The sequence below is a fragment of the Neolewinella marina genome (assembly GCF_002631205.1).
Lineage (GTDB): Bacteria > Bacteroidota > Bacteroidia > Chitinophagales > Saprospiraceae > Neolewinella > Neolewinella marina.
Genome location: NZ_PDLO01000001.1, coordinates 510,583 through 534,076, shown reverse-complemented (window position 1 = coordinate 534,076; position 23,494 = coordinate 510,583). Strand labels below are relative to the sequence as shown.

Below are 23,494 nucleotides of genomic sequence, written 5' to 3'. Positions count from 1 at the left end.
GGATCGATTGCTGTAGGCGAATTAGAAATTGAGGTTGACCCCGAAGGTGTAGGAACGGCTCCGCGGGAAGGAGGAGAAGTCCACCCCGGGGGTCAGGGCGGCGTAGGAGGAGCTGCGGGAAGTGCTTACCTCGGGGTCGTAGCCCGAGTAGTTGGTCAGCAGCCAGAGGTTATTGCCGGTCAGGTAGAAGCGCAGGCTGGAGATGCCGATCCGCGACGTCAGGTCGGTGGGCAGGGTGTAGCCGACGTTGAGGTTGTTGAGGCGCAGGAAAGAGCCGTCCTCCACGGCCCAGTCGGAGATGACGGCCTGGGCCACCCCGAAGCTGTTGTGGGACCAGATGTGCTTGCCCTGGTTCAGGGCGGCGAGCTGGTCGAGATCGGTCACGATGCCCCCCGGCGTGCCGGTGTAGGACCCGTCGACGTCCAGGTAAGTGAAGCGGTTGTCCAGGCTCATCGTTTCCAGCAGGTTGCCGTAGGTGACGCGGCGGAACTGGTTGTACTGGATCTTGCCGGTGTTGTAGACGTCGTTGCCGTAGGACCAGTTGAAGAAAACGGAGGCGTCAAAGCCCTTGTAACGGGCGTCGAATCCGAATCCACCCTGGTGCTTGGGCAGGGCATTGCCGATCACCCGGCGGTCGTCGCTGGTGATCAGCCCGTCGCCGTTGATGTCCTTCAGTTTCATGAAGCCGGGGCGTACGTCTGGGTTGCCGACGGTGGCTCCCGAGTTGGGCACCCCGTCCTTCAGGGTGTAGGAGCCGGAGGCGGGGTCGTAGCCGCTGAAGTCGTCGGTGCTGTAGTAACCGTCGGCTACGTAGCCGTAGATGTCGCCCAGGGTGCCACCTACCGTCAGCAGGTAGTCGTTCTGGTCTTTCAGGTCGGTACTGGCCCAGTTTGACTGGAAGAAGCGGCTTTCGGTGCCGCCGAGGTCTTCCACCCGCGCCCGGTTGACGCCGATATTGAAGGTGGCGGAGAGGGTGAACTCGGGGCGGCTCACGAAGTACCCCGTCAGGCCCAGTTCCACCCCGCGGTTGGAGGTGGACCCGATGTTGTCCCACTGGGTGGTGAATCCGGTGTTGGAGGGAATGGACGACCGCAGCAGCAGGTCCTCGGTCGTGTTCTTGTACAGGTCCAGGGCGCCGTAGAGCATCCCGTCGAAGAGGGAAAAGTCCAGGCCAAGGTTGCGGTTGATGGTCGTTTCCCACTTGATGAAGGGGTTGTACAGCGTACTGCCCGAAGGGGTGTAGTACACATTGTCCACGTTGTTGAAGCCCGGTCCGCGGTTGGAGGTACCCACGAAGAGGAACTGGGTGGCGGTGGCGTCCACGCGGTCATTTCCGGTTTCTCCGTAGCTGACGCGCAGTTTGAGTTCCTGCAGCCAGTCGGCGTTTGCCAGGAAGGCCTCTTCGGTCAGCTTCCAGCCCAGGGCCACGGCGGGGAAGTAACCCACGCGGTTGCCCTCGGCGAATTTGCTGGAGGCGTCGGAGCGCAGGGTACCGGTGATGAGGTAGCGGTCATTGAGGGAGTAATTAACGCGTCCGAAAAACGAGAGCCGGTTGGCGTTGGTGTACACCTGGGTCTCGTGGCGGTCGGTGCGCCCGAAGGTCATGTTGGCGAATAGTTCCTCCGGGGTGATGGACCGGCGGAAATCCTCGGCGCGCAGGAAGTCGGCTTCCCCGCCGTTGGAGTAAATTTCGTGGCCCGCCAGAAAGTCCAGGTTCTGGTTCTTCAGAGATACCAGGCGGTAGGAGACCGTATTCAGCCAGCGGTAGGAGGTGCGTTCGATGCTGGTCTTCTCCCCGAGTGGCAGGTTGCCGCCGTTGTTGAACGACTCGCTGGTTAAGGGGCCGAAGTAGCGCAGCCGCTTGTCGAAGCTGCGGGAGCCGGTGAAGGTGGACTTCGCGATCAGGTTGTCGGTGATGTTCCACCCCAGGGCGGCGTTGAAGATGTAGTCGTTATCGGTTTTCCGCCGCCAGTCCTGCTTGGCTAGTTCGGTGGGGTTGACGAGGCTGCGCAGGAAGCTCTGGAAGTCGTCGGATTCATTCACGGTGTTCAGGTCGATTTCCAGCTCGTCGGCCACGCCGTTGACCGGGCGGGTCTGCACGGCATCCTGAATGCGGATTTGGGCCGATCCGGAGGTGCCTGCCCCGTCGACCACCGTGTTGGTGATCCGGGCGCCGGCCTCGAGGATGAGGCGGTCGGAGAGGTCCTGCTCCAACTTGAAGTTGAGGGCGTTGCGGCGGAATCCGGAGCCGATCAGCAGTCCCTCGTCGGTGTTGTTGGTGAGGCTCAGACTCAGCTTGGTGGTCTGGCTGCCGCCGCTCAGGCTCAGGTTGTGGTACTGCGACAGGCGGGGATCACCGAAGAGTTCGTCCTGCCAGTTGGTGCCGGGTTTCTGCTGGTACAGTTCCAGGTCGTCGTACTTGCCGAAGAAGCGCTCGAAGTTGCGCACGTCGGCCTCGGATCTCACGGCGGCGTACTCGTAGTTGGCCAGGGCAAATTCGTAGGGCGACAGCACATCGTAGGAGCGGTTAGTGGGCAACTGCTTCGCCTGTACGTAGCCGTTGTAGTTGATGTTGATCTTGCCCGCTACCGGCCGCTTGGTGGTGATGACGATGACGCCGTTCGACGCCTGGGCACCGTAGATGGCCGTGGCGGCCGCGTCCTTCAGTACGCTGATGCTGGCAATGTCGGTGGGCGGGATGTCCCGGATGCTGCCCACGATGAAGCCGTCGACCACGTAGAGGGGGGAGTTGTCCTGGGTGATGGATCCACCGCCCCGCACCCGGATGACCACTTCGGCATCCGGCGAGCCATCCGTGGTCAACACGTTGACGCCGGGCAGCCGGCCGGTGATGGCCTGGGCGGCGCTGGCGTAAGGCGTGGCGGCCAGTTTTTCGCCCGATACGGAGGCCACCGAGCCGGTCAGGTCCGACCTGCGGACGGTACCGTATCCCACCACCACTACCTCATCGAGGAGGGAGGCCTCGGCGGACAGCTCCAGGTCGATGACCTGGCGGTTGCCTACCACCACTTCCCGGGAGCCGTAGCCGGTGTAGGAAAATACCAGGGTATCGGCGGGGGAGGCGCTGACGTCGTAACGGCCGTCAAAATCGGTGACCGACCCGGTACCGGTATGCTTGACCATGATGGTGACGCCGATCAGGGGCTCGCCTTCCAGATCGGTGACGGTACCCGTTATGGTACCCTCCTGGGCGGCGAGATCCTCTGGGAGGAATCCCAACACGCCCAGTAGTGCGGCAAATAGAATTCTGTACTTCTTGTTTTGCATGATGTTAAGTTTTGAAAATCGGGTGAGCCTAAAAGCTTGTATGGCAAAGGAATAGCATGAGGCAGCGCGGGGGGGCAGATCGGCCTATGCACGTTTTCACAAAGGCAGCGCAGTATTTCACCGAGGGGGTGTCGTGGCCCGGCACACTACAGTTTCGCGGTCGTGGCGGCCTTTTCGAACTCCAGGCTGGCCCGCATGAAGGGCCCGATCCCCTTGGGGTCGTTGTCGCGCACCGGTTCGCTGATGTAGTACTCGAAGGTGCCATCGCGGTAGGGGTCGCCCCCCAGTCCGGCGACCGAGCAACCGTCGGTCAGGTTTACGGAGCCGTCGGCGTCCACGCGGATGAAGGTTTCCAGGATGCCGTCGTAGCTCTCCTGGGCCAGCTGTCGGTAGCGCTCGTCCAGGTAACCTTCGTTTACCCCCTTGATCATGGCGTAGGCGAACATGGTGGAGGCGGTCGACTCGAGGTAGTTGCCCTCCCGTTCCGGCAGGTTGATGACCTGCCACCAGGTCTTGGTCTCAGGGTCGCGGACCGTCACCACGGCCTCCAGGGTCCGGTTCAGGATGGCCAGCAGTTCGTCCCGTCGGGGGTGATCCTCGGGGAAGAAGTCCAGCACGTCCACCAGCCCCATGGCGTACCAGCCGATGGCGCGCGCCCAGAAGTGCTCGGAGCAGCCCGTCTCGGGGTCCGCCCACCGCTGTGTCCGGCTTTCGTCCCAGCCGTGGTACAGCAGTCCGGTGGCCGGGTCGCGCATTTTCTCCTCCGCCAGGACGAACTGCTCGGCGATGTGGTCGAAGGCTTCGGGGTGGTCAAATTTGCTGGCGAATTCTGCCTGGAACGGCTCACCCATGAACAGTCCGTCCAGCCACATCTGCCAGGGGTAGCGGAGTTTGTGCCAGTACCCTCCCTCCGTGGTCCGGGGCTGCCACTCCAGCTGCCGCATCAGGGTGTTCATGGCCGTCAGGTACTTTTCTTCCCCGGTGGCTGCGTAGAGGTCCATCAGTAGGGGCCCGGGAGCAATGTGGTCAATGTTGAACTTGGTCAGCTCATAGTCGCGGATCTCTCCGGTAGGGTAGATCATGGTGTCCCCGTAGTCGCGGGCGTAGGCCAGCAGGGCCGGGTCCTGGTAGTAATCGCCCACTTCTGCCACCGATTGCAGGACCAGGCCAAGGGTGTAGTTCCACCGGGGGCGCTCCTGGAAGTCGTTCTGCCAGGCAACGGGCGCGCGCTGCATGATGCTCAGCGCCATGCGTTCCGACCAGGGACGGTCCTCCGTTATGGTTACCGTCATAGCTTCGGAAGCGGAGGGGGTGGCATCCGTTTCGGGGGCGGTGCACGCGGGTGCCAGGGTAAGCAGCAGGGTAGCCGTGGCCAAGCCGCCAAAAAAGGTGGTAAGTGATCTGGGATACATATCGTTAATCGTTTTGCGAGTGGGGTGGATTACCGCCGGGAGAAAGAGGGGGCGAGGGGGGAATTGAGTCGTTGCAGTTGGTCGTTCAGATAGGCCACGAAGGCTTCCCGCGTCCGGATGGGACGGGTGTCCTGCTCCCAGGTGGCCAGGAAGTAGTAGGTGAGTTGTTGGTCATGGGGCGTGAGGACGACCACGTGGCTGTGGTTGTCTTCGGTCACCAACTGGCGGTCGGCGGTGCGGTAGACCACGGCCAGCCCCAGCAGGTCACCGGCCAGGCTTTGGGGCCCCCAGGTGGCCAGGTAGGCCCACTGGCCGGCTTCTCCCTGCAGGACTTCCCCCTGCTCCAGCTTCACGATGCCGGTGGCTAGGTTGGGCAGGGGTGCGCTCAGGCTTACGTCGTGGCGTGTCAGCCGACTGCCGGCGGCGATGGAGAGTTCGGAGGTGACGTCGCTCACCCGGGGCCCCACCCGCCAGCCGTGGTAGCGGGTGCGGACCATGCTTTCCACCGGTCCACTAGCCACGATGGTAGCCGACACGGAGTCCGTTTCCTCCACCCGCAGGGCCCGGCCGTCATGCCAGGTGGCCAGGGAGCCCACGCCCAGGGCCTTGCCGACCTTGAGTACGTCCATCCCCCAGTCGGAAGCCTCGTGGTAGGAGTCGAATCCATCCTGCCCGACATCCTGGAGTGTGAGATCCGTCGTCTTCTTGCCGAATACATCGGTGGCGTTGCGCCAGTCAAGGTAGAAGCGGTATCCGACCAGGTCGGACTCCCAGCCCGGCCCTTCGTAGCGGATGAACCAGGAATGGTCGGTATGCTCCGGGGGTACCGCCAACGAATCGACGTTCACGAAGGAACCGCCCTGGTACTCCCGGTCCTGCCAGCGTCCGTCCACCTTGTGGGAGACTTCCGCCTGCGTCCGCCGGGGGAAGGTGGGGGCGGCTTCGCCCACGGCGAGATGACGCACCGCAATGGTCTGTTTTTCCCCCGCCTTCAGGTCCAGCAAAAGGGTAAAGGCTTCGGGGACGCCATCGCGATCGCGGTCCACCGGCTGGAAGGGGACGTCGCGGCCATCGTGGGTGAACCGCAGGCCCCGGGTGGGGTCCAGGCCAAGGTGGCCGCGAACATCGGTGGCGGTAAGCACAAGGGTGGCGTCGGGGCGGGGTACCGGAAGGGGGTTGGCCACCGAGAAGGTGGCCGGGGCCTGGGCCGTGAGGCCGAGGGTCGTTCCAAGGAACAGCAAGGTGAATGATATCGGACGTAGCATAGGTCAGTCTGCCATCGGAGGCAGGGCAAAGGGTTTGAGGATCTCGGATTTGCGGTAGCGTCGGGCTTCTCGCGGGCTCAGTTGCCGGCTCCACGGCACCCGTGCGCCGGCGGCGGCTCCCGGCCCCGTATTGCCGTATTCGGCGTAGAATACCGTGGCTTCGCGGGCGGGGTCGTTCCAATTGTCCCAGCCTGCCGGCAGGATGTGGGCGCCCAATTCGCTGTGGAGGAAGACCGTCCTGGCGTTGCTGCGCCAGGGGCGCCCGAGGTAGACGGCCGTGACCGCGGGGTCGGCGGTGAGTCGACAATTGAGGAAGACGAAGCCGTAGTCGCGCCCGGGCGGGGTGCTGGCCGCGGTGATGTAGGAGTCCGCCTTGCTGTGGAGGGTGCAGTTCTCGAACAGGGCGGTGGCGGCCCCGAAGATGAAGTCAGTGGTGCCTTCGATGTAGCATTCCCGATAGTACTGCCGGGTGTTGGCCTCGTCGGCGTAGAGGGTATCCTGGTGGCCGAGGAAACGGCAACGGTGGAACTCCGCCCGGTCCGCCTCGACGGCCACCGCTATGGCCTGGCCTACCGGCCCGGCGGTATTGGCCACGGTGAGGCCGGTTGCGCGGAAGTCGTCGCCCCGCACGCGCAGGGTAGGGGTGTGGAAGGTGCTGTTGCGGCCCCGCCCGATGCTGTCGAAGTAGGCCCCGAACCGGATGATGGTCGAGTCGGCGTGGGCGCCCGCGAGCGTGAGGCGGTTATTCCAGGCGTGGACCTCTACCTGCTCCTCGTAGACGCCGGCCTTGATGTGAATGGTGATGCGCTCGTCCGGAAAGGCTTTGGTGGCGTCAATGGCGTCCTGGATGCGGGTGAATTCCGCGGAACCGTCCGCGGCCACGTAGAGGTCGACGGCGTACTGGGCCGGCAGGGCAGCCGCAGTGATCATCAGCAGGAGAATGGGGAGGAGATGCTTCATGGTGTAACGCGGAACCAATCGTAATCGAAGTAGCCCCCGTCGTTCTCGTGGCGGGGCCGGTTGGCGAACAGCCCCATCTTGGCGCCGATCCATTTGCCCTCCCGGGCCTGGAAGGGCGGGCCGAGGGTGCGGAAGGATTGGCCGTCGGAGCTGTAGGCGAACTGGGTCAAGCCGCCGGGGGCCATGCTCAACCGCAGAAAGACCTCTTGGCCCTCCAGCGCGGCGGTAGCCATGATGCGCTCGGCGGCCCCGTTCTCGGCGCCGGGGCAGTGAACGAATTTGAGGCGCGGCTCCCCTTTGTGCTGCTCGACGGTGAGGTAAGCATAGTCGCGTCCCATCACAATCAGCCCGCTCTGCTCCCCGTCGTGGTGGGGAGAGAAGGCGAGTTTGGTGGTGGCGGTGAAAGACTCTGACGGCAGCTTGGTCAGCAGCAGGTTAGGGGCTTCCCAGAGATTGCGCCAGTCGCCGTTGATGACCGGGTTCAGGCGCAGGAAGCCCATAGCTGTCGGGAAGGCCCATTCCGCTTTTGGGTTGGCGTGCCACTGCCACTGCAGGGCCAGGCGGGGCTGGTTGAACTCGTCGTCGGTAGCCAGGGGGGTGACGCTCCGGGCAGGATGGGCCGTAGCCGGAACCGTGTACTCTGCTACCGGCTCCCCGATGCCATCGCGGTTGCGGTCCACACCGATGCGGAGCCAGTCGGCCTCCCACCGGGCGGGCTGCAGGTGGACGATGCGGCCGTAGGGTTGCTTCTCCTGAAAGTGAATGAACCAGTCGTCGCCGTTGGCTAATTCCACCCAGGCTCCCTGGTGGGGACCGTTCACGTCTGTATCCCCCTGATGAAGGACCACCTGCTCCTCGTAGGGGCCGAAGACCGAGCGGGAGCGGAGGACGGTCTGCCAGCCGGTGGCTACTCCTCCGGCGGGGGCCAGAATGTAGTAGTAGCCGTTGCTCTTGTGGAACTTGGTCCCTTCGATGGTGCCGTGGTGGGCGTGACCGTCGAAGACCAGCACCCCGTCGTCGAGCAAATGGGTACCGTCGGGCGACATTTCGTGCACGACTATCACACTCTTGAGGCCGGCGCGGCTGCCGGCGAAGGCGTGCACCAGGTAGGCCTTGCCGTCCTCATCCCAGAGGGGGCAGGGGTCGATCCACCCCCGGGCGGCCTGTACCAGCACCGGGTCTTCCCAGCGTCCGGCCGGGTCCTGGGTGCGGACCATATAGATGCCGAAGTCGGGGTCGCCCCAGTAGATGTAGAAGTAGCCGTCGTGATAGCGGATCGCCGGCGCCCATACCCCGTTGCCGTGCTGGGGGCGGGCAAAGGTGTCGAGGGGAACCTGCCGCGGCAGGGCATGGTTGATGAGTCGCCAGTTGACCAGATCGCGGGAATGCAGAATCGGCAGACCGGGGGCGGCGTTGAAGCTCGAGGCCGTGAGGTAGAAGTCATCGCCTACCCGGACCACGTCGGGGTCGGAGTAGTCGGCGTGGATAATGGGGTTGCGGTAGGTGCCGGCCGGCAGGTCCGGCTGCTGCTCCTGGGCGGACAGCGCCACCATGGGAATAACTAGCAGGATGAATAGGTAGCAGATGAGCTTCACGGCAGGTAGTTGGCCGCCCGGGGGGCGGTATAATCGACGGCCGGCGGAACGGGGAAAAGGCCCGAAAACGCCGGTGTCGTAAATGTATCTGCGGTCTCCGGCCACCCCGCTAGCAGGAATTCACAACCTCCGCTCCGTTTTTCACTTTCGCCGGATCCCGGGCGTTGGCAGCGGTCGGCGTCAACATCCGTACCGCCAATTGACGTTGCATCAGGGCCGGACGCGGAACCCGCGCCCCCGCCACTTGAAGCCATGGAATACCTCCTCAATCCCGACCTCCCCGTTCACCCCGCCCAGGCCGGCCGCTGGCGGGGGAATCCGGTCATCGACGGACAGTTCCAGTACCTCCGCCATCCCTTCCGCGCCAGCTGGCCCCCGGTACTCAAGATGATGCTGACCCGCAACCCCCAGCGGGCCCAGAAGAAGGCCGATTCCTGGCGGCCGCCGGTGCACCCCGACGTGGGTTACCTGGCGGACCGGTCCCGCAACTACATCGTGTGGCTGGGGCACGCCTTCTTTCTGATGCAACTCAATGGACTGCGGTTCCTGACCGACCCCCAGCTGGAAGATATGCCCCTCGTACCCCGTCGGGTACGCCCGCCCTTCGACTACCGTCAGCTGGAGGGCATCGACTACCTGTTGCTGAGCCACGACCACCGCGACCACGTGGACGAAAAGAGCATTCGCGCCCTGTGCGCCAACAACGCCATACGCAAGGTGCTGGCGCCTCTGCGGATGACTGACGTGATCGGCGATTGGGTAGGGGAGGTGCCAATAGAGGAGGCCGCCTGGTTCCAGCGCTATGATCTTTCGGGTACCGGCGTGGAGGTCTATTTCCTGCCTACCCGTCACTGGTGCCGGCGGCGGCTCACCGACTTTAACCGGCGATTGTGGGGCAGTTTCATGGTCACGGTGGGGGAGGGTGGGGCCGCACGCCGCATTTACTTCGGGGGCGACAGCGCCGCCACGCCATACTGGAAGGAGATCGGGACCATGTTTCCGGGCATCGACGTGGCCTTGATGGGCATCGGTGCGTATAAGCCCGACTTCATGATGCAGAGCAACCACGCCAACCCGGCGGAAGCCTTCCAGGGTTACCGCGACCTCGGAGCTACCTACTGGTGGCCGATGCACCACGGCACCTACGACCTCAGCTACGAACCCCCTTCGGAGCCCATCCTCTGGTCCGCCCAGCTGATGAACGAACACGGACTGGCAGACCGCCTGCTGCAGCCGGCGGTGAACGAGCCCTGGTGGTGGGGGGCGGGGTAGCTGGTCGGACCATTAAGTGGTCCGACCGGTTAGTCGTCGGACCACTTAATGGTCCGACCACTTTCCATTGGACCACTAAGTCGTCCAACGATTCAGCGTTGGACGACTTAGTGGTCCAATGATACAGCGTTGGACCAACCCTTACCTTTGCCCCCCCAAAGCCCCCAACCTTGCACATCGACATCATCTCCACCGTTCCCGAACTGCTCGACAGCCCGCTTTCCCACTCCATCATGCAGCGGGCCCAGGACAAGAACCTGCTCACGGTGCGCGTCCACGACCTGCGGCCCTACGGCCTGGGCAAGCACAACAGCGTGGACGATTATCAGTTTGGCGGCGGAGCCGGCATGGTCATGCGCTGCGAACCCCTCGCCGCCCTGATCGATGAGCTGCGCGCCGAGCGCGACTACGATGAGGTGATCTACCTGACCCCCGACGGGGAGCGCTACGCCCAGCGTCGCGCCAACCGCCTGAGCCTCTGCCAGAACCTGCTGCTGATCTGCGGCCATTACAAAGGCATCGACGAGCGCATCCGCGAAACCTACGTGACCCTGGAGATCAGTATCGGCGACTACGTCCTCTCCGGAGGAGAGCTGGCCGCCGCCGTGGTGGTCGACAGCATCGGCCGGTTGTTGCCGGGGGTGATCGGCGATGAAACCAGCGCCCTGACCGATACCTTCCAGGACGATCTCCTTGCCCCGCCGGTGTATACCCGTCCGGCCGAGTGGCGGGGGCGCGAGGTGCCGGCCATCCTGCGCAGCGGCGACACCGGGGCCATCGAGGCGTGGCGGGAGGAACAGGCGCTGGAACGGACCCGCCAGCGGCGGCCCGACCTGCTGGGGGATGAGCTGGCCGACGACTGACGGTAACCAACAATTACCCGCGACAGCGGTTCCCAAAGGACCCGCAACCCCTACCTCCCATGGCCTTCAACCTGACCTCGAAATTTTCCCCCACCGGCGACCAGCCCCAGGCCATCGAAAAACTGGTCCACGGCGTCCGCGAAGGGGAACGCGCCCAGGTCCTCCTCGGGGTGACCGGCTCGGGTAAGACCTTCACGATGGCCAACGCCATCGCCCAGTTGAACCGGCCCACCCTGGTCCTGACCCACAACAAGACGCTGACCGCCCAGCTCTACGGGGAGTTCAAGGAGTTTTTCCCGGACAACGCCGTGGAGTACTTCGTCAGCTACTACGACTACTACCAGCCGGAAGCCTACATCTCTACTTCCGATACTTACATCGAGAAGGACCTGGCCATCAACGAGGAGGTCGACAAACTGCGGCTGCGGGCCACCTCCAACCTGCTGAGCGGTCGCCGCGACATCATCATCGTGGCCTCGGTATCGGTGATCTACGGCATGGGCAACCCCGAGGATTACAAGTCGGGCATCATCCGCCTGGAAGTGGGGCAGACCAAAAGCCGGAACGGCTTCCTCTACGACCTGGTCGACAGTCTCTACAGTCGCACGGAGACGGACTTCCGCCGGGCCACCTTCCGCGTGCGGGGGGATACGGTCGACATCAACCTGCCCTACGTGGACTTCGGCTACCGGGTGGTGTTCTTCGGCGACGAGATCGAAAGCATCGAGCGCATCGAGATTGAATCCGGTAAGCGGATCGAAACCATGCGCAACGCGGCCATCTTCCCGGCCAACCTCTACGTGGCCCCGAAGGAGCGGCTGAACGGCATCATCCGCAACATCGAGGATGAGCTCTACGAACAGGAGCGCTACTTCGAAAAGGAAGGCCGCCTGCTGGAAGCCAAGCGCATCCACGAGCGCACCAGCTTCGACCTGGAGATGATGCGCGAGCTCGGCTACTGCAACGGGGTAGAGAACTACAGCCGCTTCTTCGACGGTCGCCGCCCGGGTACGCGGCCCTTTTGCCTGCTCGACTACTTCCCGGACGACTACCTGATGATCATCGACGAGAGCCACGTCACCGTACCCCAGGTGCGCGGCATGTTCGGCGGTGACCGCGCCCGCAAGCTTTCCCTGGTCAACTTCGGCTTCCGCCTGCCCTCGGCCATGGACAACCGTCCGCTCAACTTTACCGAATTCGAAAGCCTGATCAACCAGGTGGTCTACGTATCCGCCACCCCTGGCGACTACGAACTGGAGCAGACCGGCGGTGAGATCGTCGAACAGCTTATCCGGCCTACGGGACTGCTCGATCCGCCCATCGAGATTCGGCCGAGCCTCAACCAGATCGACGACCTCATCGAGGAGATCGACGAGCGCCGCAAGGTGAATGAGCGGGTGCTGGTGACCACCCTGACCAAGCGCATGAGCGAGGAGCTGACGACCTACTTCGCCAACATGAGCATAAAGGTGCGCTACATCCACTCCGAAGTCGACACCATGGAGCGGGTGGAGATCCTGCGCGACCTGCGCCTCGGCGAGTTCGACGTGCTGGTGGGCGTGAACTTGCTGCGGGAGGGACTCGACCTGCCGGAAGTTTCCCTGGTCGCCATCCTGGACGCGGACAAGGAAGGCTTCCTGCGCAACGAACGGAGCTTGACGCAGACGGCCGGCCGCGCCGCCCGGAACAGCAATGGCCTGGTGATCTTCTACGCCGATACGATGACGGACTCTATGCGGCGCACCATCGACGAGACCAACCGCCGCCGCGCCATCCAGATGGCCTACAACGAGGAGAACGGCATCACCCCCGTAACCCTGGCCAAGTCGCGGGAAGAAATCATCAACCGCAGTACCATCCTCGACATCCGTGGCCGCAAGAACCGGCAGGCCTACGTGGAATCCACCCAGCCCAGTCTGGCGGCCGACCCCGTCCTACAGGCCATGACCAGGGAGCAGGTCGAGCTGGCCATCCAGGAAGCCGAGCGGAAAATGAAGAAAGCGGCCAAGGAGCTGGACTTCATGAGTGCCGCCCAGTACCGCGACGAGGTATTCGCCCTGAAGGCGAAGCTCAAAATGGGCACCATGGCCCTCAAGGAGAACTAGTTATCCGCAGTGGCGCGCACGCGGGTGCCCGATCACCCGGTGAATGCCTGGTCGATGGGCCAACCTTCCGCCGCCGCATTAGTTCCTTCCCCAGGAAAAATAGCTAGCTTTCGACATGAACGGGACCATCCACCACATCCTGCTTCGCCACCTGTCGCCCGAAGGGAGGCGTTGGCTGGAGGGGAAACTCGCCGCCCTGGAGACGGACTTCAAGCCACGCAGCTTTTACCTCGCCTTCGGTGCCTGTCCCAGGTTTCTGGGCAAGGACGAGCTGCAGTTCACGGAGGCGGAGTACAGCTCCTTCAACGCCATCTACCCCAACTTCGGCGCCACCTCCTGGACGAACGATGAGCTGGGGCGCATCCTGCTGATGTGTGCCCTGCCGCCGTCCGACAACCACGCCGTGCTGGAGGAACTCTTCAATACCGCCGACTACCGGGAACTGATGGCCCTCTACCGGGGGCTCTATTTCCTGAGTAACGCCGGCGACTTCACCGACCGCGCCCGCGAGGGACTGCGCACCAACATGGTGGGCGTATTCGATGCCCTGGCCCTCGACAATCCCTATCCGGCCCGCTACCTCTCCGAGGACGCCTGGAACCAGATGGTGCTCAAGGCCAAGTTCATGCAGCGTCCCATGTACCGCATCTACCGCATCGAGGAGCGCAAGAACCAGAAACTGGCCGATATCTTCCTGGACTACGCCGAGGAACGGTGGTCGGCCCACCGCCCCGTCAGCCCGGAGCTGTGGCGCTTCGTGGCCGGCTTCGTCAGCGAGCGTTCGCTGCCCGGCTTGCAGAAGACCTTCCGGGAAGGCGACGAGCTGGAACGGGTCGCAGCCACCAAGGCCCTCCACGACAGCAACCACGCCCCGGCCCGGGAATGGCTGGCCGAACAGGGCGTCTCCACCGACAACCTCCCCCCCTGGAACGAGATCGGCCGGCGGCACGAGCGGGCCGGGGTATAAGGCATTCCCTATTTTGCCGTCGCTTTCCGGGACGAGCAGTTTTCAGTATCCGGTCCTCCAACCAGTAAATCCCCAGCAGTTATGCAGTTTATCGACCCCCACGTACACATGGTTTCCCGCACGACGGACGACTACGAAGCCATGCGCGCCGCTGGCATCGTGGCGCTGATCGAACCCGCCTTCTGGCTCGGGCAGCCCCGCACCGCCGCCGGCTCCTTCCGCGATTACTTCAGCACGCTGGTGGGGTGGGAGCGGTTCCGCTCTTCCCAGTTCGGTATCCGCCACTACTGCACGATCGGGCTCAACTCCAAGGAGGCCAACAACGAAGCCCTCGCCGAGGAGGTGATGGACCTGCTGCCCCTCTACGCCACCAAGGAGGGAGTGGTCGCCATCGGGGAGATCGGCTACGACGACCAGACGGCCGCCGAGGACAAGTACTTCCGCCAGCAAATTGAACTGGCCCTGGAACTCGACCTGCCCATTCTGATCCACACCCCCCACCGCGACAAGAAGAACGGCACCTACCGCAGCATGGACGTGCTGGAAGAGCACGGCTGCGACCCCACCAAGGTGATCATCGACCACTGCAACGAGGAAACTGCCCAGGAGGTACTCGACCGCGGCTATTGGACCGCCTTCACCATCTATCCCGGCACCAAGATGGGCAACGAGAGGATGGTCGACCTCATGAAACACTACGGCCCGGAGCGCATCATCGTCGACAGCTCGGCCGACTGGGGCATCTCCGATCCCCTTTCGGTGCCCAAGACCGCCGCCCTTATGCTCGAGCGCGGTATCTCCGAGGAGGATGTCCGCAAGGTCACCTACCAGAACGCCCTGACGGCCTACTCCCAGAGCGGACAGATGAAGGAAAGCGACTGGCTGGACGCCCCCGAGATCGACCGCAGCCAGCTGTTCAGCGGCAACAGCGTACTGCGCAACGGCCGCCGGACGACCTCCTCCAGCGACAACATCATCGAAAACTAAACCAACCGCTCCCGTGCCCCTGCGCCCCTATCTCACCCTGCTGCGGCCCGCCAACCTGGTCACCGCCGTGGCCGACATCCTCGCCGGAGCCAGCCTCGCCGCCGCGGTCACCGGGGGCTGGAGCGACGACCTGCCCTGGCTCTGCCTGGCTACCCTGGGCCTGTACGGGGGTGGGGTAGTATTTAATGACGTCTTTGACCTGGACCTCGACCGTGTAGAGCGGCCCGAACGCGCCCTGCCGAGTGGGCAGGTTTCCCTGGGTTCCGCCATCCTGATGGGCGGACTCCTCCTGCTGGGGGGCGTAGCCGCGGCGGCCCTCGTGAGCAGCGACAGCGGCAGCATCGCCCTGGCCGTGGCCCTGCTCACCCTGCTCTACAACGGCTGGGCCAAGCACCACTCCCTGTTCGGCCCCGTCGTGATGGGGCTGTGCCGGGGCGGCAACCTGTTGCTAGGCGTCAGCCTGAGCAGCATGGCGCTGATGTCCTACTGGTGGATCGGCCTGCTTCCCGTGGTCTTCATCGCGGCCATCACCCTCACCAGCCGGGGGGAGGTTGGCGGACGGAACCGGGCCTCCATTCAGCTGGCCCTCGGATTGGACGCTACCGTGGCCCTGGCCCTGCTGCTGTTGCCGCGGTGGACGGTCTCCGAGCTCTGGCCGGCGCTCCCCTTTTTCCTGCTGTGGTTCGGCATGAACCTGAGGGCCAAGGTGGCCGCAATCCGTGACAACCAGCCCCCGCTGATCAAGAAAGCCGTCAAAACCGGCGTCATTTCCCTGATTCCGCTCAATGCCTGTCTGGCCGCCGGTTTCATGGGCTGGCCCGCCGGCCTGGCCGTGCTGGCCCTGCTGCCGGTGTCTTTCGGTTTGGCCCGCTACTTCGCGGTGACCTGATCGCCGCTACCGGCCTTCCAACAAACCCTGCACCCGCGTCCGCGCCCCTATGGAAATCTTTCCCCACCAACACCTCACTTACTGCACCAACATCCACCCCGGCGAAAGCTGGGCCGAAGTCCGTGAAAGCCTGCGCCACGTGCTGGCGGTAAAGCAACTTTCGAGCCCCGACCGTCCCTTCGGCATCGGACTGCGGCTCTCCGGTCGGGCGGCCAGCGAACTGGCGGAGGCCCCCCGACTGATGGCCTTCAAGGAATGGCTGCGGGAGCACGACTGCTACGTCTTCACGATGAACGGATTTCCCTACGGAGGCTTCCACGCTGAGGTGGTGAAGGACCAGGTGCACGCTCCCGATTGGAGCACCCGTGAAAGAGTGGTGTACACCAAGCTGCTCTTCGACATCCTGGCCGAGCTGCTGCCCGAGGGCATGGACGGCGGCGTTTCGACCTCCCCCCTTTCCTACAAGCCCTGGCATCCGGAAGCCGGGGGCGGCGGCGCGCAGGTGCCGGGGTACGCCCAAATGGAGGCCCACATCCTGGAAGTAATCGACCACCTCGACGGAATTCGCCGGCGCACGGGGAAGGTCCTCCACCTGGACGTGGAGCCCGAACCCGACGGCCTTCTGGAAAACAGTACCGAATTCATCCAGTTCTACCGCCGTCTGGCCCGCGGGGAACGGGAAGCCGCGGTACGGGAACACCTGGCCATCTGCTACGACGTTTGCCACTTCGCGGTGGCCTACGAGGACCAGGCTAGCGCCCTCAAGGCCCTTGCAGAAGAAGGTATCCGGATCGGAAGGCTGCAGATCAGCGCCGCCCTCAAGGCCGACCTGACCACCGACCGCCAGCGGGTGCACGACAGCCTGCAGCCCTACGACGAGCCGGTCTACCTCCACCAGGTGGCGCTGCGGCGGAAAGACAGGAGTATTGACCGCTTCCCCGACCTGGCGCCGGCCCTCGCGGCCCTCCACGACCCCGACTACCGGGAACTGCGTACCCACTTCCACGTGCCGATCTACGCCGACAGCTACGGCGTACTGCAGTCGACGAACGACGCCATCCGCGAAACGTTGCGGTTGTGGAAGGCCGCCCCCTATACCCGCCACCTCGAGGTGGAAACCTATACCTGGGACGTACTGCCCGATCACCAAAGGCTGAGCCTGACCGACTCCATCCACCGGGAACTCGACTGGGTTCGCCGCCAACTTCAAGAATAAGCTCCCATGCGCCCCACCGCCATCCTCAATATCGTAGGCCTCACCGCCGACCTCATCGGCCCCGATACGCCCTTCCTGTCGCGCTGGTCCGCCAACCGCCGGGTCGCCGCCGTGGAACCGGCCCTGCCGGCCGTCACCACCACGGCCCAGACCAGCTACCTGACCGGCAAATACCCCCAGGACCATGGCATCGTGGCCAACGGCTGGCTATTCCGCGACGAGATGGAGCTGAAACTCTGGCGGCAGTCCAATCACCTGGTGGAATCCCCGAAGATCTGGGAGGTAGCCCGGGAGCGCGACCCAAATTTCACCATTGCCAACATCTGCTGGTGGTACGCGATGTACAGCTCGGTGGACTACACCGTCACCCCGCGGCCCCAGTACCTGGCCGACGGCCGCAAGTTCCCCGACTGCTACAGCTATCCTATGGAACTGCGCCACCGGCTGACGCAGGAGCTGGGAACCTTCCCGCTGTTCTCGTTCTGGGGCCCCCGAACCAACATCGTCAGCAGCCAGTGGATCGCCGACGCGGCCCGCCTGGTGCACGAGTGGCACCGGCCCACGATGAACCTGGTCTACCTGCCCCACCTCGACTACAACCTCCAGCGGCACGGCACCGACCACCCCTCGGTGCGGCAGGACCTGCGGGAAATCGACGGCGTGGTGGAAAAACTGATCAACTACTACGAAGCCAATGGCGTAGAGGTATGCGTGCTTTCGGAGTACGGCATCACCAACGTCGACCGCTCCGTAGCCATCAACCGGATCCTGCGCAAGGCGGGCCTCATCAGCGTCCGCGAGGAACGCGGTACCGAACTGCTCGATGTGGGCACCTGCCGCGCCGTGGCCCTCTGCGACCACCAGATCGCCCACATTTACATCCAGGACTCGGCCGACATCCCCCTCGTCCGCGACCTGCTCAAGGACGAACCCGGCATCGAACTGTTGCTGGACGAAGCCGGCAAGCGGGAGTACCGGATCAACCACCCCCGGGCCGGTGAACTGGTGGCCGTGGCCGATGAGCGCAGCTGGTTTACCTACTACTACTGGCTGGACGACGATCGCGCGCCGGACTACGCCCGTACGGTGGACATTCACAAGAAGCCGGGCTACGACCCCGTGGAGATGTTCCTGGATCCGGACAAGAAGCTGATGATCCCGCGGATCGGCCTGAAGGTGATCGGCAAGAAACTAGGCTTCCGTACCCTGATGGACGTGGTGCCCCTGCGACCGGAAATGGTCAAGGGCTCCCACGGCCGACTGGGTGCCGCGGATGGTGAACTGCCCGTCTTCATCAGCCGGCAGCCTACGCCGGACAAACTGAATGCCCCGGAGGTGTTTGACTGGTTGCTGAAGCAGACGTTCGACTAGGGAAGTACCAAGTCGGCCACCACCGGAAAGTGATCGGAGGGGAAGCGACGGTCCACCGCATCGGTCAGGGTGGCAAAGCGCAGCACCTCCACACCGGAGGAAACCATGATGTAATCGATCCGCCGGTTGGCCGGAGCATCGTAATCGAATCCGGTAAAGGTCCCCTCGGGTCCCAGGCGTACTGGGGCTTCGGCGTAGGCATCCTCCAGGTAGTCGGTCAGTACGGCGATGGCCTCCGTATCGGGGGTGAGGTTAAGGTCGCCGGTCACCACCACGGGTAGGCGGTCGCGGTTCAGCTGACTGATCATGTTCACCAGTAAGCGGGCGCTCTCGATCCGCGCCGTTTCACCCACGTGGTCGAAGTGGGTATTGAAGGCCATGAACGACTCCCGCGTATCGAGCCGCCGGAACCGCGCCCAGGTGACGATGCGCGGCAGGGCGGCATCCCAGCCGGTGGAAACCCGGCCCGAGGTAGGCGAAAGCCAGAAGGTGCCGCTGTCCTCCACCCGCAATTTGCGTTTGTCGTAGAACAGGGCGGAGTGTTCTCCCTCGTTGCCCCCATCGCGGCCCTCACCAACGTACTCGTAGTCGTCGAGTTGCCGGCGCAGGTAACGCAACTGGTTGGGCAACACTTCCTGGGTACCCATGACATGGGGGTGGTGGAAGAGCACCTGGTTCACGAGCATATCGCGGCGGTTCTCCCAGCGGTTGCGGCCGTCGTCGGGGGAGTCGTAGCGTACGTTGTACGACATCACCGTCAGGGGGGCGTCGGCAGAGCCGCCGTCCCGAAAGGGTACACAGGAGGAAAAAAGAAAGAGCAGAAGGGTAGTCACGGTCAGCGACCGCAGGGAAATCTTGAGTGTCATGACTACTGAATGCCCGCTCCGCTTTCTGGTTCGCTGCGGGGCGGCATTGCCTTGCCAAAACGCTGTCCGTTGAAGGTCCGTCCCGGGGCCAGTCGGGCCCGCTCGTCTTCCGGCAGTCGATTGAAATCCCGGCATTCCTCCGAGCAGCAATCCTCGTGGGCGTCCGCGCAATCCTCGCACTGGATGAAGAGGATGTGGCAGGAGGTATTGGCGCAGTCGAGTTGGCGGTCGCTGGGCCTACCGCACTGGTGGCAGCGGCTGACAACATCCTCGGTGATCCGCTCGCCCAGCCGCTCGTCGAAGACGAAGTTCTTGCCGAGGTACTTCTTTTCCAATCCCTGGGCCTCGCACTGCCGGGCGTATTCGATGATGCCGCCGTCCACCATGCTCACCCGCTCGAAGCCCCGGTGGAGGTAGTAGGCGCTGGCCTTTTCGCAGCGGATGCCGCCGGTACAGTACATCACGATCTCCTTGTCCTTCTGGTCTTCCAGCATCTCCTCTACCACAGGGAGGATGTCGCGGAAATTGGTGACCGCCGGGCGGATGGCGCCCTCAAAGTAACCGACCTCGCTTTCGTAGTGATTCCGCATGTCGACGACGATGGTATCTTCCTTCGCCAGCAGTTCGTTCACCTCCCGGGCGTTCAGGTGGCGACCCCGCTTGGTGACGTCGAAGGTTGCGTCGTTCAGGCCGTCGGCGACGATCTTCGGCCGCACTTTGATGATGAGCTTGAGGAAGGACCGCGCCTCGGCCTCGATGGCGATGTTGAGGCGGGTACCTTCCAGAAAGGGCACGCTGTAGAGGGCCTCGCGGAAGGCCTTGAGGTTGGGGGTGGGGACGGAGAGTTGGCCGTTGATGCCTTCGGTGGCTACGTAGATGCGTCCCAGTACGCCCAGAGGCTCCCAGCGGGCGTAGCATTCGTCGCGGAAGGCCTGGGGGTCTTCGATGTGGGCGTAGCGGTAGAACGACAGGGTGGTGCGGGGCGCCGTTTCAGCGTCGAGGCGGGCCTGCAGTACCTCCCGGGGCAGCAAATTGCGGAGTTCGTGTGGTTTACGGTCCATAAGCGGCCGCAAATATACGGCTCAGGGCTGGCGCAGCTGCCGCCGCAGGGAGGTGGTTTGCAGGAGTTCGGCAGCCAGCTTGCCGAAGGCGTCCGGGCGTTCCGCCGTGGTGTGGAGCTGCTGCCGCAGCCAGGGGAAGAGCTGGGGGTCGAGCAGGGGGATGGCCGACTGCCAGTGCAGTCCCAGGTCGCGTTGGGTGGCGTAGTCCAGCTGGCGGCTGTGGAGGTCGTCGACCAGCTTACGAATCATGGCCTTACTGAGCCGTTCATTCCAGCTGGTCCGCCGCTGCAGCGCCAGGAACCTCGGCAGCCCCCGCAACCGCAGGGCATCACTCCGCTGGGTAAGCACGGTGTCGTAGAGGGCATCGAATTCATCGCGGGAAATCCGCCGGATCAAGTCCGTGGCCAGGTCGCGGGGGAACTGGCCGGGCTCCTCCAGCAACAGGTAGCGGAGGAAGGTCAAGCGGGTATCCGAATCATCAAAGTCGCGGACCGCCCGCCCGGCATCCCGCAGCTCCAGGGTAGTCAATCCTCGCCAGAAGTCCGGTAATGGCTGTCCGGACACCGTGGCCCATTCACCAAGGGGCAGGATCTCCAGCAGGCGCTGCCGCAGGGTCTGGGGGGCTTTTACCCCGCCGTGCGCTTTCAGGGTCTCTTGGAGGTCGTGGTCCAAAGCACCCGTCTGCCACGTATGGCGGGCGATTTGGCGGAAGTCCTCGATAGCTGTGGGTTCCCCGGCGAGGAGCAGCAGGCGGGACAGGCTTCGCCTTACGCCTTTGCGCTTGGGAGCGAGGGCTTCCCGCAGCCAGGCGTGATCGTCCGGGGATAGGCCCACGACTAGCCCCTCCAGCAATACCTCCTGGTTGCGGGGGCTCAGCGCGTCCCACTGCCTGGCCAGGGCGGCCCGGGCCGCGGCGGGTTCGGCGTACCGCCAGCGGGCCAGCAGGGTAGCCCGCTTGCCCGGCTGTTCCTCCCGGCGCCAGGCCGCGGCGTAATCGTAGTCCGGGCCCAGCGGTGCCCAGTCCGGATGCTGCCGCGCCAGCCAGGGCCCCCGGTGGCCGGTAGCCCGCATCCAGCGGGAGGCCCGGGCGGGATCCTCGTCCAGCAAGGCGGCGGCGCGCGGGAGCAGGGCCGGCAGGAGACTGTGGGGGAGGTAACTGCCGCTCGACAACAGCAATTCCATGCCCTCCTCAAGAAGGGAAGTATAGGGGCCTTCCAGCATGAGTTGCAGCCCGCGGGCCAGGCGGGGTGATGGTGGCGAAAGGGTTTCGGCGGGTGCCCGATCAACGGCGTCGGGAGCAGCGGGGCTGACGGGGCGTTCGCGCAACCGGTGCAGCCGTTCGATCAGGGCCCAACTGGCCAGCAATTGCTCGGGAGCGTCGGCGACGGGGTCGATGGCCCCGCGCTCATCCAGCCATTCCATCCAGGCGGGGTCCACCGGGCGGCGCGCCGTGCCAAGCGTCAGGGCGTGGAGCAGGTCGGAGTAGGAAGGGGCGGTGGCCATCGGCGCAAGGTAAGCCGGACTGAACCGGACACCGGAAAATTTGCTTTACATTCCCGTTGCACCCCAAGTCCGAAGATGAAAACACTCCTGCTGTCCTTCCTACTCCTGCCGGTCTGCCTGAAAGCCCAGCCCGCCCTCGACGGCCTCTGGGAAGGTACCATGACGGTGGGGGGGCTCTATTCGGACCAGGCGCTGCCGATGCAGCTGTACCTCACCATCCGCGGACAACAAGTCACCGGCCGCAGCTACGTGACGCTGCCCAACGGCAACATCCTGCGGATGGACCTGCAGGGGTACCTCTACCACGACCGGTCGCTGGCACTTGCCGAGATCAATTTCGTTGGCGATTCCGACAATGACGTCATTCCGGAGTTCAGCCGGCAGTACCAGATCGTCTACAAGCCGGACCTCTGGGACAGTACCCTGAAGGGGTTTTGGCAGGAGATGTCGACGGAACATCTGGGAAAGGACCGGCGCCTCGGCCGGATCGTCCTCCGCAAGCAGAAACAGGAGCGGGCCTGAAAACCGGCTAAAACACCCGCCGCACTTCAGTCTGCAGCAGCCCCTCGATCGCTTCGTGTACCCGCCGGGGTTTCTGGGGCCGCCAGGTGAGGTGGTTCAGGTATTCGCCGTAGCGCAGGAAGCGATCCAGCCCCGAACCGTTCATCTCGTCGGCCACGTGGTCGTGGACGTTGAGCATGGCGATCCAGCCGCCGCCGTCCACCACTTCCTGGTACCACTCCTCGTAGTAGTCGTCGGTATCCGAGTGGAAATTCAGCACCCCTTCCATGATCAGGATGTACTGGTTGATCCCTTCGGCCATCAGATAGTCGATGACCTCCCGCTTCAGGAACATGATGTCGTTGTGCAAGGCGTCGTTCCACTCCCCGATGAGTTCAAGGATGGCGTAGCGCTCGTCGTAATCGACGAACAGGATCTTCAGGTACAGGGTTTCAGAGCCGAATTCGTCCCACTGCGGGTGCAGCAGGTAGTTGTAGACCCGGTTGCTGTAGCTGAACTCACTGTAGCGCCGCCCGTAGAAGGGGGAGGCGGCGTCGTCTTCTGCGCGGTAGTTGTCGCGCCATTGGAAGTGGGGCTCGATGTCGTGCATTGCGGCGAATATTTAGGGGAGGGGCGCCCACGCAGGTGGGGTGGACTACCTACCGGTACTCCGGCTTCAAGATGTCGCTAAACTCCTTCATCACCTTCTCCACCTTGGGCCGGCTCACGTTCTGCACGTAGCCCTGGTTGGGGTTGGTGGGGTCTTCGTAGTAGTTCTGGTGGTAGGCCTCGGCTACGTAGAAGTTTTCAGAAGATTCGATGGTGGTCGCGATCTCTTCGTCGAACTTCCCGCTGGCGTTGAGCTTGGCGATCTTCGCCTCGGCCTCCTGCCGCTGCTGTTCGTTCAGGGGGAAGATGGCCGAGCGATACTGGGGGCCGATATCCGGGCCCTGGCGGTTCACCTGGGTGGGATCGTGGGCCACGAAGAAGATGTCGAGTAGCTTATCGTAGGTGATCTCGTCGGGATTGTAGTAGACCACGATGGCCTCGGCGTAGTCCGTCTGCCCGCTGCTCACCTGCTTGTAGTTCGGATTTTCGGCCGTACCACCGGCGTAGCCGCTGTACACGTCGACTACTCCCTGGATGCGGGTGAAGGAAGCCTCCGTGCACCAGAAGCAGCCCCCGGCAAAGTAGGCCTTTGCGGCCTCGGGGTAGCGGGCGTCAAGCTCCTCGATGGTGATGTCCTCTACGGCACTGGGGGTTTCGGCCGCCGGGGTGGTTTCGGAGGTGGCCGTTCCGGCGCTGTTGCGCTGGCTGTCGCAGGCGGTCAGGCTCAGAAACAGCAGCAGGAAGGGCAAAAGGAGGTAGTTCAT

General features: G+C 63.9%; 19 protein-coding genes. 9 read left to right on the top strand and 10 right to left on the bottom strand.

What is annotated here, in order from left to right; translation table 11 throughout:
• Positions 1-21: 21 nt before the first annotated feature.
• The 5 genes from CGL56_RS02105 to CGL56_RS02085 all read right to left on the bottom strand — a co-directional run bounded on the left by CGL56_RS02105 (position 22) and on the right by CGL56_RS02085 (position 8,520).
• Positions 22-3,288 (bottom strand): SusC/RagA family TonB-linked outer membrane protein, encoded by a 3,267-nt coding sequence (locus CGL56_RS02105; RefSeq protein WP_099104839.1) that lies wholly within the window; start codon positions 3,286-3,288, stop codon positions 22-24.
• A gap of 146 nt (positions 3,289-3,434) precedes the next feature.
• Complete coding sequence (locus tag CGL56_RS02100) at positions 3,435-4,700, bottom strand: glycoside hydrolase family 88/105 protein (protein ID WP_099104838.1); 1,266 nt, start codon at positions 4,698-4,700, stop codon at positions 3,435-3,437.
• Between the two features lie 29 nt (positions 4,701-4,729).
• Positions 4,730-5,965 carry a DUF4861 domain-containing protein gene (locus CGL56_RS02095; RefSeq protein ID WP_099104837.1) on the bottom strand — a complete coding sequence of 412 codons (1,236 nt, stop codon included), beginning with the start codon at positions 5,963-5,965 and terminating at the stop codon, positions 4,730-4,732.
• Positions 5,966-5,968: 3 nt separating this feature from the next.
• Positions 5,969-6,925, bottom strand: a complete 957-nt coding sequence (locus CGL56_RS02090) for a pectinesterase family protein (RefSeq protein WP_099104836.1) — start codon at positions 6,923-6,925, stop codon at positions 5,969-5,971.
• The gene (locus CGL56_RS02085; protein WP_245851900.1) at positions 6,922-8,520 is read right to left on the bottom strand and encodes a glycoside hydrolase family 43 protein; all 1,599 of its coding nucleotides are present in this window, start codon (positions 8,518-8,520) and stop codon (positions 6,922-6,924) included. The genes CGL56_RS02090 and CGL56_RS02085 overlap by 4 nt, the downstream gene beginning before the upstream one ends.
• 252 nt (positions 8,521-8,772) lie before the next feature.
• Between CGL56_RS02085 and CGL56_RS02080 the strand changes: the two genes are divergently transcribed.
• From CGL56_RS02080 to CGL56_RS02045, 8 genes are all read left to right on the top strand, one after another.
• Positions 8,773-9,792, top strand: coding sequence for an MBL fold metallo-hydrolase (locus CGL56_RS02080; RefSeq protein ID WP_099104834.1), 1,020 nt, complete (start codon positions 8,773-8,775; stop codon positions 9,790-9,792).
• Between the two features lie 170 nt (positions 9,793-9,962).
• Complete coding sequence (gene trmD, locus CGL56_RS02075; RefSeq protein WP_099104833.1) at positions 9,963-10,655, top strand: tRNA (guanosine(37)-N1)-methyltransferase TrmD; 693 nt, start codon at positions 9,963-9,965, stop codon at positions 10,653-10,655.
• Between the two features lie 59 nt (positions 10,656-10,714).
• A complete protein-coding gene (gene uvrB / locus CGL56_RS02070) occupies positions 10,715-12,760 on the top strand; it encodes an excinuclease ABC subunit UvrB (protein ID WP_099104832.1) in 2,046 nt (681 codons plus the stop codon).
• Between the two features lie 115 nt (positions 12,761-12,875).
• The gene (locus CGL56_RS02065) at positions 12,876-13,727 is read left to right on the top strand and encodes an EboA domain-containing protein (RefSeq protein WP_099104831.1); all 852 of its coding nucleotides are present in this window, start codon (positions 12,876-12,878) and stop codon (positions 13,725-13,727) included.
• A gap of 81 nt (positions 13,728-13,808) precedes the next feature.
• Positions 13,809-14,714, top strand: a complete 906-nt coding sequence (locus tag CGL56_RS02060; protein WP_099104830.1) for a TatD family hydrolase — start codon at positions 13,809-13,811, stop codon at positions 14,712-14,714.
• Between the two features lie 13 nt (positions 14,715-14,727).
• A complete protein-coding gene (eboC, locus tag CGL56_RS02055) occupies positions 14,728-15,603 on the top strand; it encodes a UbiA-like protein EboC (protein WP_099104829.1) in 876 nt (291 codons plus the stop codon).
• A gap of 49 nt (positions 15,604-15,652) precedes the next feature.
• The gene (gene eboE, locus CGL56_RS02050) at positions 15,653-16,819 is read left to right on the top strand and encodes a metabolite traffic protein EboE (protein ID WP_099104828.1); all 1,167 of its coding nucleotides are present in this window, start codon (positions 15,653-15,655) and stop codon (positions 16,817-16,819) included.
• 6 nt (positions 16,820-16,825) lie between these two features.
• Entirely contained in the window at positions 16,826-18,190 is a 1,365-nt protein-coding gene (locus tag CGL56_RS02045; RefSeq protein WP_099104827.1) for an alkaline phosphatase family protein, read from the top strand.
• Here CGL56_RS02045 and CGL56_RS02040 read toward each other — a convergent pair.
• The 3 genes from CGL56_RS02040 to CGL56_RS02030 are packed head-to-tail and all read right to left on the bottom strand — an operon-like array spanning position 18,187 to position 21,620.
• On the bottom strand, positions 18,187-19,056 hold the full coding sequence (locus CGL56_RS02040) for an endonuclease/exonuclease/phosphatase family protein (protein ID WP_167641514.1): 870 nt from the start codon (positions 19,054-19,056) through the stop codon (positions 18,187-18,189). The genes CGL56_RS02045 and CGL56_RS02040 overlap by 4 nt on opposite strands.
• A gap of 2 nt (positions 19,057-19,058) precedes the next feature.
• Entirely contained in the window at positions 19,059-20,117 is a 1,059-nt protein-coding gene (gene trhO, locus CGL56_RS02035; protein WP_099104825.1) for an oxygen-dependent tRNA uridine(34) hydroxylase TrhO, read from the bottom strand.
• A gap of 21 nt (positions 20,118-20,138) precedes the next feature.
• Positions 20,139-21,620 carry a DUF5691 domain-containing protein gene (locus CGL56_RS02030; RefSeq protein ID WP_099104824.1) on the bottom strand — a complete coding sequence of 494 codons (1,482 nt, stop codon included), beginning with the start codon at positions 21,618-21,620 and terminating at the stop codon, positions 20,139-20,141.
• A gap of 75 nt (positions 21,621-21,695) precedes the next feature.
• Here CGL56_RS02030 and CGL56_RS02025 point away from each other — a divergent pair, with 75 nt between their 5' ends.
• Positions 21,696-22,142, top strand: a complete 447-nt coding sequence (locus CGL56_RS02025; protein ID WP_099104823.1) for a hypothetical protein — start codon at positions 21,696-21,698, stop codon at positions 22,140-22,142.
• Positions 22,143-22,149: 7 nt separating this feature from the next.
• On the opposite strand, the gene CGL56_RS02020 is transcribed toward CGL56_RS02025, so the two are convergent.
• Positions 22,150-22,731, bottom strand: coding sequence for a hypothetical protein (locus CGL56_RS02020; RefSeq protein ID WP_099104822.1), 582 nt, complete (start codon positions 22,729-22,731; stop codon positions 22,150-22,152).
• 49 nt (positions 22,732-22,780) lie between these two features.
• Positions 22,781-23,494: a peptide-methionine (S)-S-oxide reductase MsrA gene (msrA, locus tag CGL56_RS02015; RefSeq protein ID WP_099104821.1), complete on the bottom strand. Its 714-nt coding sequence runs from the start codon at positions 23,492-23,494 to the stop codon at positions 22,781-22,783.

Bases quoted from the DNA above. Each gene is read 5' to 3' on its own strand.
- CGL56_RS02105 (WP_099104839.1), bottom strand. From the start codon at position 3,288: ATGCAAAACAAGAAGTACAGAATTCTATTTGCCGCACTACTGGGCGTG.
- CGL56_RS02100 (WP_099104838.1), bottom strand. From the start codon at position 4,700: ATGTATCCCAGATCACTTACCACCTTTTTTGGCGGCTTGGCCACGGCT.
- CGL56_RS02095 (WP_099104837.1), bottom strand. From the start codon at position 5,965: ATGCTACGTCCGATATCATTCACCTTGCTGTTCCTTGGAACGACCCTC.
- CGL56_RS02090 (WP_099104836.1), bottom strand. From the start codon at position 6,925: ATGAAGCATCTCCTCCCCATTCTCCTGCTGATGATCACTGCGGCTGCC.
- CGL56_RS02080 (WP_099104834.1), top strand. From the start codon at position 8,773: ATGGAATACCTCCTCAATCCCGACCTCCCCGTTCACCCCGCCCAGGCC.
- uvrB (WP_099104832.1), top strand. From the start codon at position 10,715: ATGGCCTTCAACCTGACCTCGAAATTTTCCCCCACCGGCGACCAGCCC.
- CGL56_RS02065 (WP_099104831.1), top strand. From the start codon at position 12,876: ATGAACGGGACCATCCACCACATCCTGCTTCGCCACCTGTCGCCCGAA.
- CGL56_RS02060 (WP_099104830.1), top strand. From the start codon at position 13,809: ATGCAGTTTATCGACCCCCACGTACACATGGTTTCCCGCACGACGGAC.
- eboE (WP_099104828.1), top strand. From the start codon at position 15,653: ATGGAAATCTTTCCCCACCAACACCTCACTTACTGCACCAACATCCAC.
- CGL56_RS02045 (WP_099104827.1), top strand. From the start codon at position 16,826: ATGCGCCCCACCGCCATCCTCAATATCGTAGGCCTCACCGCCGACCTC.
- CGL56_RS02040 (WP_167641514.1), bottom strand. From the start codon at position 19,056: ATGACACTCAAGATTTCCCTGCGGTCGCTGACCGTGACTACCCTTCTG.
- trhO (WP_099104825.1), bottom strand. From the start codon at position 20,117: ATGGACCGTAAACCACACGAACTCCGCAATTTGCTGCCCCGGGAGGTA.
- CGL56_RS02030 (WP_099104824.1), bottom strand. From the start codon at position 21,620: ATGGCCACCGCCCCTTCCTACTCCGACCTGCTCCACGCCCTGACGCTT.
- CGL56_RS02025 (WP_099104823.1), top strand. From the start codon at position 21,696: ATGAAAACACTCCTGCTGTCCTTCCTACTCCTGCCGGTCTGCCTGAAA.
- CGL56_RS02020 (WP_099104822.1), bottom strand. From the start codon at position 22,731: ATGCACGACATCGAGCCCCACTTCCAATGGCGCGACAACTACCGCGCA.
- msrA (WP_099104821.1), bottom strand. From the start codon at position 23,494: ATGAACTACCTCCTTTTGCCCTTCCTGCTGCTGTTTCTGAGCCTGACC.